Source organism: Arenibacterium sp. CAU 1754, from assembly GCF_054482635.1.
Window position 1 is genome coordinate 18403 of the sequence record NZ_JBTLRG010000006.1, and the last position, 17410, is coordinate 35812.

General features: G+C 61.2%; 12 protein-coding genes. 7 read left to right on the forward strand and 5 right to left on the reverse strand.

Annotated elements, in window-relative coordinates; all coding sequences use genetic code 11:
* Window positions 1–162 precede the first annotated feature (162 nt).
* From ACXYMO_RS18190 to ACXYMO_RS18200, 3 genes are all read left to right on the forward strand, one after another.
* Window positions 163–1266, forward strand: a complete 1104-nt coding sequence (locus tag ACXYMO_RS18190) for a Do family serine endopeptidase (RefSeq protein ID WP_458880172.1) — start codon at window positions 163–165, stop codon at window positions 1264–1266.
* A 230-nt stretch (window positions 1267–1496) separates the two neighbouring features.
* A complete protein-coding gene (gene phnN, locus ACXYMO_RS18195; RefSeq protein WP_458880173.1) occupies window positions 1497–2063 on the forward strand; it encodes a phosphonate metabolism protein/1,5-bisphosphokinase (PRPP-forming) PhnN in 567 nt (188 codons plus the stop codon).
* A complete protein-coding gene (locus ACXYMO_RS18200) occupies window positions 2060–3202 on the forward strand; it encodes an alpha-D-ribose 1-methylphosphonate 5-triphosphate diphosphatase (RefSeq protein ID WP_458880174.1) in 1143 nt (380 codons plus the stop codon). The genes phnN and ACXYMO_RS18200 overlap by 4 nt, the downstream gene beginning before the upstream one ends.
* A 3-nt stretch (window positions 3203–3205) precedes the next feature.
* On the opposite strand, the gene ACXYMO_RS18205 is transcribed toward ACXYMO_RS18200, so the two are convergent.
* From ACXYMO_RS18205 to ACXYMO_RS18225, 5 genes are all read right to left on the reverse strand, one after another.
* The gene (locus tag ACXYMO_RS18205) at window positions 3206–4141 is read right to left on the reverse strand and encodes a bifunctional helix-turn-helix transcriptional regulator/GNAT family N-acetyltransferase (RefSeq protein ID WP_458880175.1); all 936 of its coding nucleotides are present in this window, start codon (window positions 4139–4141) and stop codon (window positions 3206–3208) included.
* Between the two features lie 83 nt (window positions 4142–4224).
* The gene (locus ACXYMO_RS18210) at window positions 4225–5004 is read right to left on the reverse strand and encodes an HpcH/HpaI aldolase family protein (protein WP_458880176.1); all 780 of its coding nucleotides are present in this window, start codon (window positions 5002–5004) and stop codon (window positions 4225–4227) included.
* A 196-nt stretch (window positions 5005–5200) separates the two neighbouring features.
* Entirely contained in the window at window positions 5201–7984 is a 2784-nt protein-coding gene (locus ACXYMO_RS18215; protein WP_458880177.1) for a P-loop domain-containing protein, read from the reverse strand.
* Window positions 7981–9027: a hypothetical protein gene (locus ACXYMO_RS18220; RefSeq protein WP_458880178.1), complete on the reverse strand. Its 1047-nt coding sequence runs from the start codon at window positions 9025–9027 to the stop codon at window positions 7981–7983. The genes ACXYMO_RS18215 and ACXYMO_RS18220 overlap by 4 nt, the downstream gene beginning before the upstream one ends.
* Window positions 9024–10136, reverse strand: a complete 1113-nt coding sequence (locus ACXYMO_RS18225) for a trypsin-like peptidase domain-containing protein (RefSeq protein WP_458880179.1) — start codon at window positions 10134–10136, stop codon at window positions 9024–9026. The genes ACXYMO_RS18220 and ACXYMO_RS18225 overlap by 4 nt, the downstream gene beginning before the upstream one ends.
* Window positions 10137–10318: 182 nt before the next feature.
* On the opposite strand from ACXYMO_RS18225, the gene ACXYMO_RS18230 reads away from it, so the two are divergent.
* From ACXYMO_RS18230 to ACXYMO_RS18245, 4 genes are all read left to right on the forward strand, one after another.
* Window positions 10319–11743: a hypothetical protein gene (locus tag ACXYMO_RS18230; protein WP_458880180.1), complete on the forward strand. Its 1425-nt coding sequence runs from the start codon at window positions 10319–10321 to the stop codon at window positions 11741–11743.
* Window positions 11744–11819: 76 nt separating this feature from the next.
* On the forward strand, window positions 11820–13709 hold the full coding sequence (locus tag ACXYMO_RS18235) for a DNA/RNA non-specific endonuclease (RefSeq protein ID WP_458880181.1): 1890 nt from the start codon (window positions 11820–11822) through the stop codon (window positions 13707–13709).
* A 477-nt stretch (window positions 13710–14186) separates the two neighbouring features.
* A complete protein-coding gene (locus tag ACXYMO_RS18240) occupies window positions 14187–15383 on the forward strand; it encodes an MFS transporter (protein ID WP_458880182.1) in 1197 nt (398 codons plus the stop codon).
* 282 nt (window positions 15384–15665) lie between these two features.
* Window positions 15666–17402 carry a sugar phosphorylase gene (locus ACXYMO_RS18245; protein WP_458880183.1) on the forward strand — a complete coding sequence of 579 codons (1737 nt, stop codon included), beginning with the start codon at window positions 15666–15668 and terminating at the stop codon, window positions 17400–17402.
* The last annotated feature ends 8 nt before the right edge of the window (window positions 17403–17410 follow it).

Genomic DNA, 17410 nt, shown 5'->3' on the forward strand with positions numbered 1-17410 from the left:
GGTATTTCGGTCGCTTTTATTGCCAATCATGTATGCGTCGCGCCATCTATCGCAAGGCCGATCGACCCACCCGCGCCAACCTTACAGATTTGTATAGGGCCCGAGATTTGCCTGTCACGAGGGGGCGCCATGTTGATCCCAGTCAGAAAACTGGAGGGTTCCATGACACATTCCAACACACTTTCCTCGCCCATGCGATTGGGCGCATTGCTGCTGGCCGGGTCACTTGCCGCAACATCGGGCGCCGTCGTCGGGGCCACACCCGCCTTTGCCGTCGTCAAGGGCGGCTATGCCGATCTGGTCGAAACCGTATCGCCCAGCGTTGTCTTCATCGAAGTGACGGGCAAGGCGGCCCCGGTCGATTTCCGCGGCCAGATGCCCAAGGGCACGCCGTTCGATCAACTGTTCCGCGATATGCCCCAGCCGCAACCGCGCAATGGGTTGGGGTCCGGGTTCATCATCAGTGCCGATGGCCAGATCGTGACCAACAACCACGTAGTCGAGGGTGCTGAAACCGTCACCGTGAAACTGTCCGATGGGCGCAGTTTCGAGGCCGAGGTCGTCGGCAGCGATCCAATGACCGATATTGCCCTGCTCAAGATTTCCAGCGACGCGGACCTGCCCGCTGTCGCCTTCGGAAAGTCGGCGGAGATGCGCGTGGGCGATGAGGTTGTCGCCGTGGGCAACCCTTTCGGTCTGGGCGGCACGGTGACGTCCGGTATCATTTCAGCGACGGCGCGCAATATCAACGCCGGACCTTATGACAGCTTTATCCAGACCGATGCCGCGATCAATCGGGGTAATTCCGGCGGGCCGCTGTTCAATGGCGCGGGCGAGGTGATTGGTGTCAACACCGCGATCTTCTCGCCCGATGGTGGTTCGGTCGGGATCGGCTTTGCGGTGCCGTCCGACATGGTGCGCAAGGTCGTCGCCGATCTGGCCGATGACGGTCAGATTCAGCGCGGCTGGCTGGGCGTTCAGATCAAACCGATGAGCGACGAGGTCGCCGCCGTTCTGGGCTATGACACCCCGCGCGGCGCAGTTGTCGAGGCCGTCAGCCCCGACAGTCCCGCCGCCAAGGCCGGGTTCGAAAAAGGCGATATCATTCTTGAATTCGCCGGTGCCGAAATCTCGGATCTGGCCGATCTGCCTCGCGCCGTGGCCGATACCGCGCCGGATTCGGACGCCAAGGTCAAAATCCTGCGCAAGGGCAAGACCCGCACGCTGGACGTGACGGTGGGCATGCTGCCACAGAAAAACACCTGACTTCCACCACTCCGGAAACCATTGCGGCCTGCGGCACCTGCTGTGGGCCGCATTTTTTTGTGCCCTTGCGGGTCGGGATTTGAAATGTCGCATCGAACCGGGGGGCAATTTCGGCGAACGCCTGCTGGATGATGGGGAACATGCCAAAAACCAGCTTCTTGTGTCCTCGGGGCTTCAGGTATGACACGCTGCAACGATACTCTGGCCGCGAACATGCACGGGGGCGCGTTTTGACAGGGCGCATTTACACAATCGTCGGGCCCTCGGGTGCTGGCAAGGACACGCTGATCGGCGCCGCGCACCGGGCACGGCCGGATCTGCAAATCGTCCGGCGCGCCATTACCCGACCTGCCGAGGCGGGCGGAGAACCGTTTCAGGCGGTCACGATGGACGAGTTCAACGCGCGCTCCGACGCGGGCGATTTCGTGCTCAGCTGGCAGGCGCACGGGCTTTGTTATGGAATTCCCAAAACCGTTCTGGATGATCTGGAGCAGGGTCAGGATGTGTTGTTCAACGGTTCGCGCGCCATGCTGGGCGATGCGGTGCGCGTTTTTCCCGGATTGCTGGTCCTGCATGTCACCGCCCGGCCGGATATCCTTGCCGCGCGGTTGACGGCACGGGGGCGCGAAGGCCCACGGGACATTGACAGGCGCCTGAAACGCGCGGCGCTGCCGCTGCCCGAAGGGTTGCATGTCATCGAAATCGACAACTCGGGCGCGTTGGAGGATGCGACATCTGCGCTGTTGGCAGCACTTGCGCCGGCGGGCGTCTGCGGTTTGAAATGGGAAAAACCATGAGTGAAACAATTTTCTCCAACGCGCAGCTTGTTCTGCCGGACGAGGTGATCCACGGCTCTGTTCGCGTGCACGACGGGTGCATTGCTGACGTATCGTCTGGCGGCACTGCCGTTCCGGGGGCGATCGACTGCGAAGGGGACCTGGTGCTGCCGGGCCTGATCGAATTGCACACCGACAATCTGGAACGCCACATCCAGCCCCGCCCCAAGGTCGACTGGCCCCATGCCGCCGCCATCCTGGCCCATGATGGTGAATTGGCCAGCGTTGGCATCACAACGGTGTTTGACGCCATGCGTGTCGGCTCGGTCGTGTCGGGCCCCCGCGAAGATTACCGGGAATACGCGCGGGCCCTGTCGCGCGAACTGCTGGATATCCGGGCGCGCGGCGTGCTCAGGATCAGTCACTTTTTGCACCTGCGGGCCGAAGTCTGTTCCGAGACCCTGATCGACGAACTTGCCAAGTTCACCGAAGAGGACCGGGTCGGTATCCTGTCGATCATGGATCACACGCCGGGTCAGCGGCAATTCCGCGACATGGCAAAATTCAAAGACTACGTCCGTGGCAAACAGGGCATGTCGGAGGCCCAGTTTGACGATTACGTCGTGATCCAGACAAGAAACCGGGCCCGGCTGGGCGATATGCACGAGGCGGCCGCCGTGCAGACGGCCGGCCGGCTGGGCGCGGTGCTGGCCAGCCATGATGACACAACGCGGGACCACGTCGTGACAAGTGCGGGTCACGGCATCCGGCTGGCTGAATTCCCAACGACGATCGAGGCGGCGCAGGCCTGCCACGACCACGGCATCGCCGTAATGATGGGTGCCCCCAACCTGATCCGGGGGGGATCGCATTCGGGCAACGTCGCGGCCCATACCCTGGCCGAGGCGGGGTTGCTGGACATTCTGTCGTCCGACTACGTGCCGTCCGCCCTGATCAACGCGGCCTTCCGTCTGGCGGATCTGTGGGACGATCTGCCCCGCGGCATTGCCACGGTCACATCGGCCCCGGCCCAAGCCACGGGTTTGACGGATCGCGGCAAAATTGCCCCCGGTTTGCACGCCGACCTCGTGCGCGTCACGCGCATTCAGGGAACGCCGGTCGTGCGAGGCGTCTGGTCGCACGGGCGGCAGGTTGGCTAGGTCCTAAAGGTCCAGCGCCCAGTTCTGCCCGACCAGATCCTTGCCAAAACTGTGGTGAGGGTCTTCGCCGATCAATCGAAATCCGGTTGTTTCATAGATGTGGCGGGCCGAGGTCAGTATATCATTGGTCCAGAGCACCATGCGCGTATAGCCGCGCGTCCGTGCAAAGCGCAGGCATTCCTGGACCAGGCTCCGCCCCAACCCCATGCCGCGGGCATCGGGTTCGACATAGAGCATGCGCAGTTTGGCGGTGCTGTCATCCTCGCGCACCACAAAGACGGACCCGACGATGTCCCCCTCCTGTTCGGCGATCCAGGCGCGTTCCCTGTCCGGATCGAAACTGCGAATGAACTGCGCCATGATTTCACACAGCAGGGCCTCGAACTCCCAGTTCCATCCGTATTCCTGTGCATAAAGGTCGGATTGGCGTTGCACCACGTGACCCAGGTCGCCGACCTCGGGATCGCGCAGAATGAAGGTGGGCTTTGGCGGCGTGTCGCCCAGCAATCGCCGGACGCGGGCCATGGCACCGGTCAGTTGCCGACGCTCGGTCGCATCCAGCGGTTTCAGTCGCGCGGCGATCTCTTCGGCCGAACTCCGGTTCAGCCCGGCGAAAATTTCGCGGCCCGCTTCCGTCAATGACAGCGACAGGCGTTTGGCGTTTCCGGGCGAGGGGGTGCGCGCAATCAGCCCTGCGGATTCAAGCCCGGCCACGATCCGGCTGAGATATCCGGTGTCCATCTGCAGGGCGCGCGCCAATGCGCTGGCGGACGGCGGGCCATCTGCAGGCGGATTGGCTATTTCATACAGAACCCGGACCTGTGGCAGCCCATAATCCGAGGCCAGCATGTGATCGTTCAGCGCACCAACCCATTGCGTGTGAAACCGGTTGAAGGCGCGCACTTGTGAAATGATCGGGTCTTGTTCCGGATTATCCATGTTATGACTTTGCCAAAATATATGTTGCCAAAGTCAATAATGTTCCGCCACGTGTCCGTCAATCTTTTTGCAGGCCGCTGGGTTCAGGACATCGCGCCAGCCACGTCAGAGTGCAAAGCATCGACGCCATCGACGAGGATTTTCATGTCGATACTGCAGGCGACAAAAAGGAAACCCCAGTCGAGATAGCGTTTTGCGTCTATGGCCGATGTCGCCAGAATGCCCGGTGCCTTGCCCGCCGCGCGAATGGTATGTGCGGCCTTGCAAATGGCATCCTGCACCTCGGGCGCGGCCGGGTTGCCCAGGTATCCCATCGAGGCGGCAAGGTCGGATGGGCCGATGAACACGCCATCCACGCCGTCCACCGCGGCGATATCGCCTAACCGGCTCAGGGCTTCGGTGGTTTCAACCTGCACAAGGGTGCAGATGTTGTCCGAGGCGTCCGCCAGATAGGTTTTGTTGCGCCCGTACATCCCGGCGCGCGTGCCCCCTGAAACCCCGCGCATGCCACGCCCGGGATAGCGAACCGACGCGACCGCGCGCTCGGCCTCCTCCACGGTCTGCACGAAGGGCAGCAGGATAGTCTGTGCGCCCATGTCCAAAACCCGCTTGATCATCACCGGATCATTCCAGGGCGGGCGAACGGCGGGATGCGCCGGTCCATTTCCGGCGGCTTGCAGCAGCGGCATGAGGCCAGACAGTTCAACCGGGGTGTGTTCCGCGTCAAACAGGACCCAGTCAAATCTGGATTGGGCCAGGATTTCTGCGGCCAGCGGGCTGGCCAGAGTGCTCCAGATGCCCAACTGGGCCTGTCCGTTTGCAAGGGCGGTTTTGAATGGATTTGTCAGGTCTGGTTTTGTCATGAATCTCACGCAAATTGTCGGGGTGCCGGGCAAGGCGAACCTAAGGCCGCGTGCCCTAAATCACCCGTGTTGGGGGCGTTTTTGGTATTTGATGCCACCTGACAACATCGAATGTCCGCGTTCAAGCGCGATCATCAGAAGAATGGGTCATCAGGACAGTCGACCGGTTTCTGTCGACCATGATGCTCGTTCGCTCTCAGTCTTCCGTGATCTGGACGCCTGTGGTGCGCTTGATCATCGATTTGCTTGGAAAGGCGCCGACCAGTCGGTCAACCTCGGCCGACAACAGCCATGAGAGTTGTTGTTTCACCGTGTCTAGAACCCGCCGGTCGCGGGCCACGGCCAACAGTTCGGGAAGGTTCTGAATCGCCTTGCTGTCGGAGCCATCGGTAATCTTCTGAACGATCTGGCCGAAATCACCCTCCCGCGTGCCCGCCAGACTCTGCAACACCGCCTGGGTAAACTTGCGGCCAACCGTGTCGTTCTCGGGTTTCGCCACGCTGCCGGTTTGCCGGATGGACAGTTCCAGAAGATCGGGATGCGCGTCACCGACTTCGGCGGCCAGTTCACGGGTCAGGACCGGGTTGTTGTACAAAATCTTGGGCAGCGGCTGGGCTGACTTGGACCTTGCCGAGGTATCGAGGATTTCAGAAAGGCTGCGCCTGAGGAGGTCCGGCTCGGGGCCCACTGTCGACCGGGATTTCCGGCTGAGCCGCAGCAGTGAGGCGGTGGCGCGCAGGTGGAATTCCTGATTGTCCATCTCCTGAGCGATGTTCAATGCCCGCGCCGCGTCCTGAGATGCCGCAGCGAACTGCCGCCGCCCTTCCAGAAGCTGGCTTCGCAACAGCAAAAGCTCGGGCAGATTTTCGGTCTCTCCAGCGTCCATTGCGGCGGATATACCGCGGTCCAGAACCGCCAGACCGGCCACCTCGTCCCCGCTTGCGACTTGCGCCTCGGCCTCGATCGCCAAAAGCTCGCTGCCCGCCGTTCGGTCGGTGCGCTCGGACAGCTGGGTCAGAACGGTCCGGGCATCGCCCCGTTTGAGAAGTTGCCGGGCCTGCGCCGCGACCGAGCTTTCCCAGTCGCTCAGATCCAGCGTTTCGGCGACCTGCGGCGCAGGGGTGACGCCGAGTTTGTCGGCCAACCAGCCCTGCCGGTTCGGGGGGAGTTCATCCAGCGCAGACACCAGCAACGGGGCAACGCCGGGCATCCAGCGGTTTTCCAGCTGAAACCCGAAATCGCCGCGCCACAGCCGGTGATAGATTTCTTCGGCGCGGGCATAGTCACCGTCCTGTTCCGAAAAATACTGGATCGCGCGATCATCGATCTCGGCCGCCTGAGCGTGCTGTTCCTGTCGCAGATCCGATAGCATCAGGGCGCGCACATCGGGCCGGTGCACTAGGGCGGGGGCCTCGGGGTCGGAATAATCCAGCGACACAAGATCAACCTCGGCCGCCATCCGGTCGAACAAGTCGTCCTCCTGCCCCGGTTCAAGCGTCAGATTGCACGGTTCCGCCAGAACCTCGCGGATGACGCCGGGTGTTATACGCCGCATCACCAGGCCTGGTATCGCAATCTGCTGAACCTGCGGATCGTTGATTTGCTGAAGGATGCGGCCATAAAGCAGCGCGTCGCGCTTTTGTTCTTTCAATTCGGACAGCTGCTGCTGGGCCAGCTCCGGATCGTCAAAGGCACCGGGACCCGCGCGGTCGACGAAGGACGCCGCCAATTGCACCGTCAGCGGATGTCCATCGGTCAGCATAAAAATGTCATCGATCAGTTTGCTGGACAGGGGCGCCTTGGTTGCCTTGGTCAGGACTCGCTCCACATCGCTGCGTTCGAATGCCTCCAGCGCGACACGGTTTTGCGTGAACTGAACTTCCTCCAGCCGCCCGGCGGCAATGATGCGCATGCGGGGCACCTGACCCATCAGATGTTTGGTCATGCGCCACATTTCCGAAACCACCCGGCTGCCCAGCCGCTGCGCCTGTTCGAACGTATCGACCAGCACCAGGATCTGGCGTGTGCCCGGCAGCTTGGCGATGGCCCCGGCCACATCACTGACGATCCAGTCCCAATCATTCTGGGCGGACGAGGTGCTTTCCAGCAAGGATTGTTCTTTCTGCGAATAAGACAGGCGGCGTTCGAAATCGCGTACCATGCCGCTGACCTGGATCAACGGGTCGCTATGGTCCGGAAACTGGCGTGCAAGTTGCGAAAGCAGATCCAGCAGCAGCGACAAGGGTTCTTCCGGGCGCAGGATCGGGCGATCAAGGTTGAGGTAGACAATCGCATCGACATCATCGCGATCTGCCGCATCCAGGGCGAATTTGGCCAGAACCGTTGACTTGCCGATGCCACCAGGGCCGTGGAGAAACAGAACGTCGCTGACTTCGGGGGCTTCCAGATAGGTGCGCATCTTTTCAAGCACATCCTTGCGGCCCTGGAAATGATCGCCGACCAGCCGTCGCAAGGGGGCCATGCGCCGGGCGTCCGCCAAGGCCTGCGTCACAGTCTGACGATCGGGCAGACCCTCTTGCAGGCGCGGTGCGCGCGCGATCCACGCCATCGCGTCCAGAATGTCGGCGATGGCTTCGGCATCCTGGCTTTGCAGCACCTCTTCCACCTCGTTGTGTGACGACATGAGCCGCTCAAACGCCCTTTGCGTGCGGTTGTCTGGGCGGTCTTTTATCGTGGCGAGGCACCTGAGCACCGCGGCGCGGTCCTCAAAACGGTTCAGAATGCTCTGGCGTTTCTCAAGCGGCAGACCCCATGCATCAGCAGGCGAAGTCAGGGGGATGGCATCGTCCATCAGCAGCAGCATCGCCTCGTCGCTGTCGGCGTGCTGTTCCGACAGTTTGAACAGATCGAAATGCGTGACCAGCGCCGCCTGGCGCAGGATATCGTGAACGGGGACGCCTTCCTTGACCCGCGCCCTGATCTGCGCCAGATCCGAATGGATATTTGTCTGTGCCTTCATGACTGGCGCATCTCGGCAACGATATGGGTAAGTTGCTGTGTAATGCTGTTCATGACTTCACGTGTCGGTTCGCTCAGATCGAGGTCTGCCAGAACTTCGTCCACCGCCTCATCGACATCGGCAAAGCCGGGCAGATCCCCCAGTTTCGTTTTGGCCTCGGTCAGGTAATCGACAAGTTCGGGACGACCGATCGGGGACAGCGTGACGTCGAAGCCGAAAGGCGGGGCAATGCCGCCGATCTCGCTGTCAAAGCCGAGGATGAACACCCTGACCGTATCCACCGACCCACTGGAAAAATGACGCGCGAAGGCCACGATCATTTCCTTGGTTTCGGGGGGCACGGTCACCAGATGCGCATTGTCGAAAACGATCCACCAGGTTTTCGTCGAATTTCGCAGGTGCCCGGACAGCCAGCGGACCAGATAGGCCGCCAGTTGTTCCTGGCTGGGATTGTCGCTGCGTTCGGGCGAAGCGGCGATCTGCATTTCAGCGGCAAGGCTCAGGGCAACGCCCATGGGGGAATGATCGCCCGCCTGTTCGAAGTCGATCCGCACCCGTTCGATGGCCCCGTCGCGGGCCACATGGTTCAACAGCCGCCAGGCATAACTGGTGCCGCTGAGCGCATGACCGCGCAAAACCAGCGCCCGTGGACCGTCGGGCAGCGTCATGTCGCCGATTGTCTGGCGCAGGGACCTCCGATTGGCAAAGGCCACGCCATCGGTGGTCAGATGGTTAAAGGCGGGCACGCCGGGTTCCGGTTCCAGGATCGCCAGGATCGGGGTCAGCGCGTCGCTGAGCGCGACATTCGAGGCCTGATCGGAATCGTTCAGGACGGCGTTGATCAGACCGCTGATCCAACCCTGAGACCGGGCCTTGGTCACGACGTCCAGAATACGCCGCTTGCGGGTGCCGGTGGTCGGCGACACGTCATCGATCACGATGCCCAACTCGATCGACAGAAGAATGTCCAAATCGTTGATATCGCCATAGGCTGCAAGAAGCTGTTCATAGACGGTTCTGAACTGGGGGCCGGAAATGCTCATACGGTAAGCGCCCCCATCAGTCCTGCAGCGGTGATGTCATCCTGGATCAGTTTGATCGGAATGCCCTGATTATACTTGGCCATCTGGGCGAAATTCGGATCACCCGCATGGTGCAGGGCAATCAGTTGTCCCTTGCTGTTGGCCACCGGTGATCCGGATGAGCCACTCTTGGTGTTGGCCGAGTACCGCATCCGCAGCTTGGCGCCGCCATAGCTCAGGATATGGCCAAAGGACATCTGTCGCGGCGCGCCCGCCGGGTGCTGGATCAGCGTGACATGATTGCCCACGGGCCCCTCCGGCAGGGGGGCGTTCAGTGCACACCAGCCGCGCGGTTCGGTCTGGCCCGGGCGGGGGCGATCGGCCGCTTTTTCGGACAGGTGCACAAGCGCGAAATCAAGCTGGTCAGGGTCGGGAATGTCATCGGGATTGTTGGATTCATCCGCCGGGCCGTGCGGGCGGCTGTGCATGTGCCAATCGTCGTGCAAAGGCACCGTCCAACCGGTTTGAACCACGTCATGTTCATCGACATAGCGATCAAATCGCACGGTCACGTCATCGCCCCCGAGGGTCAGAAGCGGTTTGATCACGTGGTGATTGGTCAGGATGACATCGGGCCCGACAAGAAAGCAGGTGCCCTGATGCATGCCGCCGATTTCCACAGCGCCCGTGCGTGACCCCAGCACCGCCAGCCGATGCAACAATTGTTCGGCGTTGACCGATGGATCGCCCGCCGTCACCAACCGTTGCAGGGCGCGCTGGGCTTCGGCATCGGCGCTGTCGGCGTCGGCTTCTTCGGCCGGTGAAATCAGGGCAGGGGGTTCGGCCACGACCGGCGGTGCCGCGATCGACAACTCGTTGGCAAGCGCGCTCAGGTCCCCGTTGTCGGGAAATTCCTCATGCGCGGCGACGATCAGTTCCTCGGCCCAGCCCTGCGCCCGGGCCTTGGAGATTATATTGAAATACTCGGCCTTGCGTGTCGCCTGCGCCGTCAGGTCCGCATAGACGCGGCCAGCCGTCATGGCGAGGGTGATTTTCAGATCATCCCGGTCCGGATAGGCGGCAAGAAGGGCGTTCAATGCCTTCTTGAACTGTGCCTGAGTCAGAGCCATTTTGTATAAACGCCCCGTGTAATCAAATTCTCAAAATACCTGCTGTCACTCACCCATAGGCTGTGCAGCGGCGATTAATTCTGCTATTATTCTACCTAAAGTGCGCATTTGCGCAAGTTTTCATAACGCGTTGCCATTTGCGACAATTTTTTATGTGACGTCATATTTTGAGGAGAAAAGGGATGTCCGATACCCCCCCTGTCATTACAGAATCCCAATTGCGTGAATGGTTGATGGACCCGGATGTACCGGACGAACAGATCGCCCCATACCTGATGGAGGCGCCGCGCGAAGGGCGCAGTTTCGAACCGGTCATCATTCCCAACCCGGCCCTTGTCACCCCGTCCGCCGAAGAGGCGGCGGTGCTTATGTCCAGCGTCAACCGGATTGCCCGCTGGCGGCGGTCGATGGCCTATAAACGCAAGATCAAGAACTGGACAGGTCCCCGGCTGGTGTCCGAGGGGGACAGCTGGTTCCAGTATCCCATCCTTCTGCAAGACGTGATCGACCAGTTGGACCCGCATTACGCGATCCGCAGTCTGGGTGCGGCAGGTGATCTGATTTCGGATATGGTGGCGCAGGACGAATTGATCGCAACCATTGCCGCCGAACAGCCCAATGCGGTCGTCCTGTCCGGGGGCGGCAACGATCTGTTGGGGGACGGGCGGCTGGCCAAGGCGCTGCATCCGTTTGATCCCGCCCTGTCGGTCGAGGACTATCTGACGCAGAACTTCGAAGACACGCTGAGCGAGGTTATCGGGCTATATCGCGATATCCTGCATCGGGTTGTGCGGACCTTCCCGGGCCTGCCGGTTTTCATTCACGGCTACGATCACGCAATCCCCGCGCGGGGTAAGTGGTTGGGCCGTCCGATGGAACAGCTGGGCATTCTGGATGGTTCGCTGCAACGGGCGCTGGTGGCCAAGATCGTTGACAGGTTCTACGATGCCCTGACCGATACCTTGCGGGCCCCGTCGTTGGCCGGTCAGATCGAACTGGTCGATTGCCGCAGCATTGTGCAGGGCGAATGGCACGATGAATTGCACCCAAGGAACAGCGGCTATGCCCGTGTCGCCGCCAAATTTCACGAGCGGATATCGGCGCGAATGTCGAGCGAAGCGCTTGAAGCGGGCGGGCCTGCCGTGCCCGGATCGGGTCTGGCAAGGGCTGCCGAGGCCGCGACCATATTTGCCGCCACGGCCAGCGATGAGGAATTGATTGCCGAAATGGGACGCCGGGCCACGATGGCCAGCGCCGATCCGGAACATGTCGTGCCGCTTGGCGCCGATTTCCGCGGTGCTGCACTAGAAGGGATGGGCGATGTCTTTCACGGTATCGGCAAGCGCATCCTGAAGCGGGTCAACGCGCAATTGCACGGGTTGATTTGTGGCGATGACGAAGACAATGCCGCCGCCCGCGAAAAGCTGAAAGGCGCGCTGGGGCTGGACGAGGCCTCGGTCGCCAGGGTGCTGGTACAAATACTCGTCGGGACATTCGGCTTGTTGCCCGCGGTCGCCACGGTCGTTGCGGCCTTGTTCCTGAAACACGTGATGCGGCCGTCGCTTGAGCAAGTTTGCGAAGTGTGGGGCGATGGGTTGGGAGGGTAACCCAAACCGCTGAAACCCGAATTGACCAATTGAGATTTCCACCCCGCTGTTTAAGGCGGAAAGGGAGGGCCGGATTATGACGACCATTGATATACTCCGCGAAAAGTCAGAGAAGTTTGACGCGGCTCTGGCGCGGGCGCGGGCCAAACTGGCGCCCGGCGGGGCGCTTGAGGCTGGCGCAGCCATCGGAATAGATGACGTGACCGAGGCCGTACGCTCAGGCTCGGCAGAAGAACTGCCCGGTGGCGGTCTGGAAATGCGCAGCGCTCTTGAGGCGATCATCCTTGAAGACCTGCGGCCGGCCTACCTGTTCGAAAATGACCAGATCACCATTCACGGCGATTATGACCGGATCGACCTGATCGAATCCAACAAGGACATGCTGGAAAGTGTCAGCAAGAATATCGGGCGGGTTGATCTGCTGAACCACGCGACGATGGAATATGTCGGCACCGGATGGCTGGTCGATCATGATATCGTCGTGACCAACCGGCATGTGGCCAACGTGTTCTCGCAGCCGCGCTGGGAGGGAGGATGGGAGTTCAAGACCGGCTCCTTTGGGCGGACCCTGCGCGTTGAACTGGATTTCATGCGTCAGCACCAGCAGCCAGCCAGCGCACAGCGGTTTGCAAAGGTCAGCGAAATCCTGTTCGTGGCCCCACAGGGCGGGCCAGACATGGCATTTCTCAGGGTCGTTCCCGATGCCGGGCTTGAGCCGGTCGAATTGCTGACGGGCCCTGTCGGCAGCGACCGACCGGTGGCGACGGTGGGCTATCCCGCCTGGGACGGGCGGCGCAACGATTCTGATCTGATGGATGATATCTTTGGCGGGATTTACGACGTCAAACGCTTTAGCCCCGGCATGATCAATGGCACCGATGCGCAGGGTATCGTCATTCTGGGCGACTATACCTCGCTCGGGGGGAATTCCGGGTCGGCCGTACTGGACCTGGAAAGCGGCAAGGCGGTAGGTCTGCATTTTGCAGGGGTGTTCCGTGACACCAACTATGCGGTGGCGGCCGATATCGTTGCGGCCGCGCTGCGGGATGTGTCGTCCCCGCAGGTGATGGTCGAACTGGATATCGAAACCCCCGCGACCGAGGCGGTCGATCTAACCGGCCGCAAGGGGTACGATCCCGATTTCCTGGGGACAGGCACGCTCAGCGTGCCGTTTCCCGATCTGGGCGCGCGCAGTGATGATCTGGCACCGGTCCAGGGGGATGAGGACAAAATCCTCCGCTACACCCACTTTTCGGTGTTGCAGTCGAAATCGCGCCGTTTGCCCATGCTGACGGCGGTCAACATTGATGGCGCGCAGGCTTTTCGCCTGAAACGCAAGGGGCAATGGCGGCTGGACGGGCGTCTGCAACGGGCGCATCAAATGGGCAATGAACTCTATCGCTACAACCCGATGGATCGCGGACATATGGTGCGCCGGATGGATCCGGGCTGGGGCGCCAGCAGGGATGAGGCGCAACAGGCCGAGATCGACACGTTCCATTACACCAACAGCGCGCCGCAGCATAAGGACCTCAACCAGCGAGACTGGGTCGGGCTGGAGGATTACATCCTCGAGGCCGCCAGCACACGCGACTTCCGGGTGTCGGTCATGACCGGCCCGGTATTCCGCGACAACGACCGTCGGCTGGTTTCGCAACCCGGCGCCGAGGACGTGCAAATCCCGGAAAGTTTCTGGAAGATCGCGGTGATGATCAATGATGATACCGGCAAGATGAGCGCGACCGGATACGTACTGACGCAAGGTGAGATGATCCGCGATATCACCGAGGCGGCTTTCGTTCTGGGCCAGTACCAGACCTATCAGGTCAATATCAGCAGGATCGAGGCCGAAACCGGTTTTGACTGGGGCACGCTGCGGGACCATGATCCGCTGAAGGATTGCGCCGAGGGGGTGTTTGGCGAATCCGTCAGGCCAATCCACGGCCCGTCGAGCCTGGTGCTGTAATTCGCCATTCGTAATCCGCCGAGGTTGGACAGAGTGTCAGGGTCGATGAACTGAAAGAAATTCCTTCAGGAAGGCAGGCAATGCCTTTTCGGCCAGAGGCTCGTTCGTTTACCTGATGGACAGGCCTTGATTTTTTTGCGTCTGGACGGCGCGCCCAGGCGCGCGATCAGGTGACTTATTCGCTGGGGCGGCACACGAAGGATTGGATGACATCGTTTTATGCCCATACGCCGTCGGGCTTTTCGTTGAAAACGTCTGGGCCGGTGATCGACCCCACACGTGGGAGCCGCAGGAAACCTTTGACGGTCCCGGCTTTTGGGGTCATGAACGGCTGTATCTGCCGGGTGCGGAGTGCCGTTTGCGCCAGCGTATGCGGGAAACGGCCATTGAAGCGGCCCGGCGCGGATTGCGCGCGCCACCGGCCTCGGAATGCCCGTGGATGTTTGGTGAATTGGCCAAGGGGGGCCGCTGACCGCATTGACCCGCGACAGCGCATTTTCCAATCCGGGGTTTCGCCGGTATTACGTCGGCGCCGTTTCCGGAATGAACGCGACGTGGATATTTCGCGTGCTTTTGTCCTGGTCCGCCTGGGATCTGACCCACTCTGCCAGTTTCGTTGGCCTTGTCGCCGCTGCCGGCCTTTTGCCCGTCGCACTCGCAGGGCCATTTTTTGGCGTGCTGGCGGACCGCAGCGATATCAGGCGGGCCTATCGGCGTGTGTCTTTGGGTCTTCTGGCCTGTCCCGTGGCGCTATTGGGGCTGCTGGGCATGAACTGGCTCACGCCGGTGCTGCTTCTTTGCCTGTCGGCGCTTTACGGGATTGTCCTGTCCGCCCATCACCCGGTGCGCCAGTCGCTTGGTCCGCGCCTTGTTGAACCACCCCTGATCGGGTCGGTTGTGGCGCTGTCGGCGCTGAACTTCAACGTCGCCCGATTGCTGAGCCCGGCCATCGGCGGGGTTTTGATCGGGCAGGTGGGGCTGGCGGTCACAGCGCTTGTTTCGCTGGCCCTGTTCGTACCCAGCATCCTGATCGCGCCGACATTGTCCCCCCGGCCCAACGCGGCAGGCACGGCGCAAGCCGGTCTTTTGACCGAACTGGCCGAAGGGCTGCGCACCGTGTGGGAGCGTTGGCCAGTGCGGCGCAGCCTGTTGTTGTCGATCTTTGCGCTGGGCCCGTTTCGCGCCGTCGCGGAATTGCTGCCGGTGATTGCGGACGGGGTTTTTGGCAAAGGGGCCGAAGGCCTAGGGCTGTTGACCTCGGCCATCGGTTTTGGCGCTCTGATTGCCGCGCTGTTCCAGGTCGTTGCGGGGCATCGCCTTTTGCGGCGCGTCGCCCTTCGCTATGGCTTTGTCGCGCTGGGGTTCCTGGGCGGGGTCTTGATGGTGTCAGCCTCGGTGTTCGAAATGGCCTTGCTGGCCGCCCCGGTTGTCGGGTTCGCAGGCACCTATGTGGGCGTATCGCTGCAGATCGGGCTTCAGGCGCGGCTGGAGGACGGGCTTCGCGGGCGCGTGATGTCGCTCTGGATGTTGTCCACAACGCTGTCGACGTCGCTTCTGGCCGTGGCGATCAGCGTGGTGTCGGAATTCCTCGGCATCAGCCTTGCGACCATCGCGATCTTTTCGATCTGTGCCGGTGCGGTCCTGCTTGTCGCCGCGTGGCACGGCACGGAATAGTCCGCGCCGCGCCGGTTTCTTGCCGATCGAGCCTCGTCAATGCCGGCCTGTCTTGCGGCGCATCCAAGGCCTATGGCGTGTCGCGGACGATCAATGAAACCGGGCCGCCTTTCTCAGGCGGATAATCGGTGGTGTTGAAAAAGGCTCTGATTTGCTTGTTTTTTTCGCACTGCATAGTTTTCGTCGTGCAATTTGACACCAATTTGAAAAGGCGGAATGATTTCTGATCATGGCCGCCTTATTCGGGATATCTGTGTCATGACCCACTTTGGATAGCCCGAGATGTCAAATTTGTTCAGTGCGCGCCTTACCGAACTGGTCGGCCAGATATATCCCGATCTCGACGTCGATATCCTGGCCTCCCAGATCATTACCGAATTCTGGCCCGAAGGCGCCCACCGCCGCAAACGTGCGCGCGGATCCAGCAACGGGCTGTGGTCGGAAAAGGATGCCGTCCTGATCACCTATGGCGACACGATCCTGGATGGCCAGCACAAGCCGCTCGACCTTCTTGAGGATTTCCTGACCCGGCATATGCGCGGCGTGGTCAACGGCGTGCATGTCCTGCCGTTCTTTCCGTTCAGTTCGGATGACGGGTTTGCCGTGACCGACTATCGATCCGTCAACCCGCAGCTGGGCGACTGGCCCGACATTGCGCGGATCGCTTCGAAATTTCACCTGATGTCCGACTTGGTTCTCAATCACGTCTCAAGCCAGGGCAATTGGTTCAACGCGTACCGCCAGGGCCAGGCGCCCTATGACCGGTTCTTTTATGAGGCGGACCCCGACGACGACCTTTCCAAGGTGGTGCGGCCGCGAACGACGCCCTTGTTGCAAAAGATCGAAACACGCAACGGTCCGCGTCATGTCTGGTGCACATTCAGCCATGATCAGATCGATCTGGATTTCACCAATCCCGAGGTTCTGCTGGAAATGCTGCGGATCATTCGGATGCATATCGACAAGGGGGTGCGGATCCTGCGGCTGGATGCCGTGGCCTTCCTCTGGAAAGAGCCGGGCACGACCTGCATTCACCTCCCGCAGACCCATGCTATCGTCCAACTGCTGCGGCTGCTGTGCGATTACGCCGTGGAAACCGTGGTGTTGCTGACGGAAACGAATGTGCCGCGCTCAGAAAACCTGAGCTATTTTGGAAATCGCAACGAGGCGCACGCGATCTATAACTTCCCGTTGCCGCCGCTGATCCTGCACGCGATGCAATCGGGCACCGCGCGGTATCTGCATCGGTGGCAATCGGCCATGCCACCGGCCCAGTTCGGGTGTGCCTATCTGAACTTCACGGCGAGCCATGATGGCATCGGCATGCGCCCGGCCGAAGGGGTGCTCCCCCCCGAGGAAAAGGCGCGGATGATCGAAACCGTTCAGGCCGCCGGCGGGCTGGTTTCGATGCGCGCACTCGAGGATGGGCAGGAGGAACCATACGAACTGAATTGTTCGCTCTTTGATGCCATGCGCCAAGCCTTCCATGGGGAGGACGGGCACCATCTCGACCGCTTCATCTGTTCGCAGACCATCGTGATGTCGTTGGAAGGCATTCCTGCGTTTTACATCCATTCGCTCCTTGCCACGCCCAATGATCATGCGGCCGTCGAACGACGCGGCATGAACCGCGCCATCAACCGGCATCGCTGGCACTATCCTGAATTGCTGGACCTGCTGGCCGATCCCGCGTCGGATCAGGCGCGCGTCCTGCATGGCCTTTCGGAACGTCTGCGGATTCGGGCGCGACAACCGGCCTTTCACCCCAATGCCACGCAATTCACGCTTGGGATGGACGACAGGCTTTTCGGGGTCTGGCGCCAGAGCCTTGACCGTCATCAGTCGGTTTTTGCGATCCACAACGTCAGCGATGAAACGGTCCTTGTCAGCCCGTCGACGATCAACCTGATCGAGGATGACACTTGGGTCGACCTGCTCAGCGGCGAGGATATCTCGGCCGCCGGACCGGAAATTCCGTTTGCGCCGTATCAGTGCCGTTGGATTTCCAACCGCGCCTGATCCCGGAC

Excerpts from the sequence above, each read along its gene's own strand:
- ACXYMO_RS18245 (WP_458880183.1), top strand. The coding sequence starts at position 15,666 with ATGTCAAATTTGTTCAGTGCGCGCCTTACCGAACTGGTCGGCCAGATA.
- ACXYMO_RS18230 (WP_458880180.1), top strand. The coding sequence starts at position 10,319 with ATGTCCGATACCCCCCCTGTCATTACAGAATCCCAATTGCGTGAATGG.
- ACXYMO_RS18215 (WP_458880177.1), bottom strand. The coding sequence starts at position 7,984 with ATGAAGGCACAGACAAATATCCATTCGGATCTGGCGCAGATCAGGGCG.
- ACXYMO_RS18200 (WP_458880174.1), top strand. The coding sequence starts at position 2,060 with ATGAGTGAAACAATTTTCTCCAACGCGCAGCTTGTTCTGCCGGACGAG.
- ACXYMO_RS18220 (WP_458880178.1), bottom strand. The coding sequence starts at position 9,027 with ATGAGCATTTCCGGCCCCCAGTTCAGAACCGTCTATGAACAGCTTCTT.
- ACXYMO_RS18225 (WP_458880179.1), bottom strand. The coding sequence starts at position 10,136 with ATGGCTCTGACTCAGGCACAGTTCAAGAAGGCATTGAACGCCCTTCTT.
- ACXYMO_RS18205 (WP_458880175.1), bottom strand. The coding sequence starts at position 4,141 with ATGGATAATCCGGAACAAGACCCGATCATTTCACAAGTGCGCGCCTTC.
- ACXYMO_RS18235 (WP_458880181.1), top strand. The coding sequence starts at position 11,820 with ATGACGACCATTGATATACTCCGCGAAAAGTCAGAGAAGTTTGACGCG.
- ACXYMO_RS18190 (WP_458880172.1), top strand. The coding sequence starts at position 163 with ATGACACATTCCAACACACTTTCCTCGCCCATGCGATTGGGCGCATTG.
- ACXYMO_RS18210 (WP_458880176.1), bottom strand. The coding sequence starts at position 5,004 with ATGACAAAACCAGACCTGACAAATCCATTCAAAACCGCCCTTGCAAAC.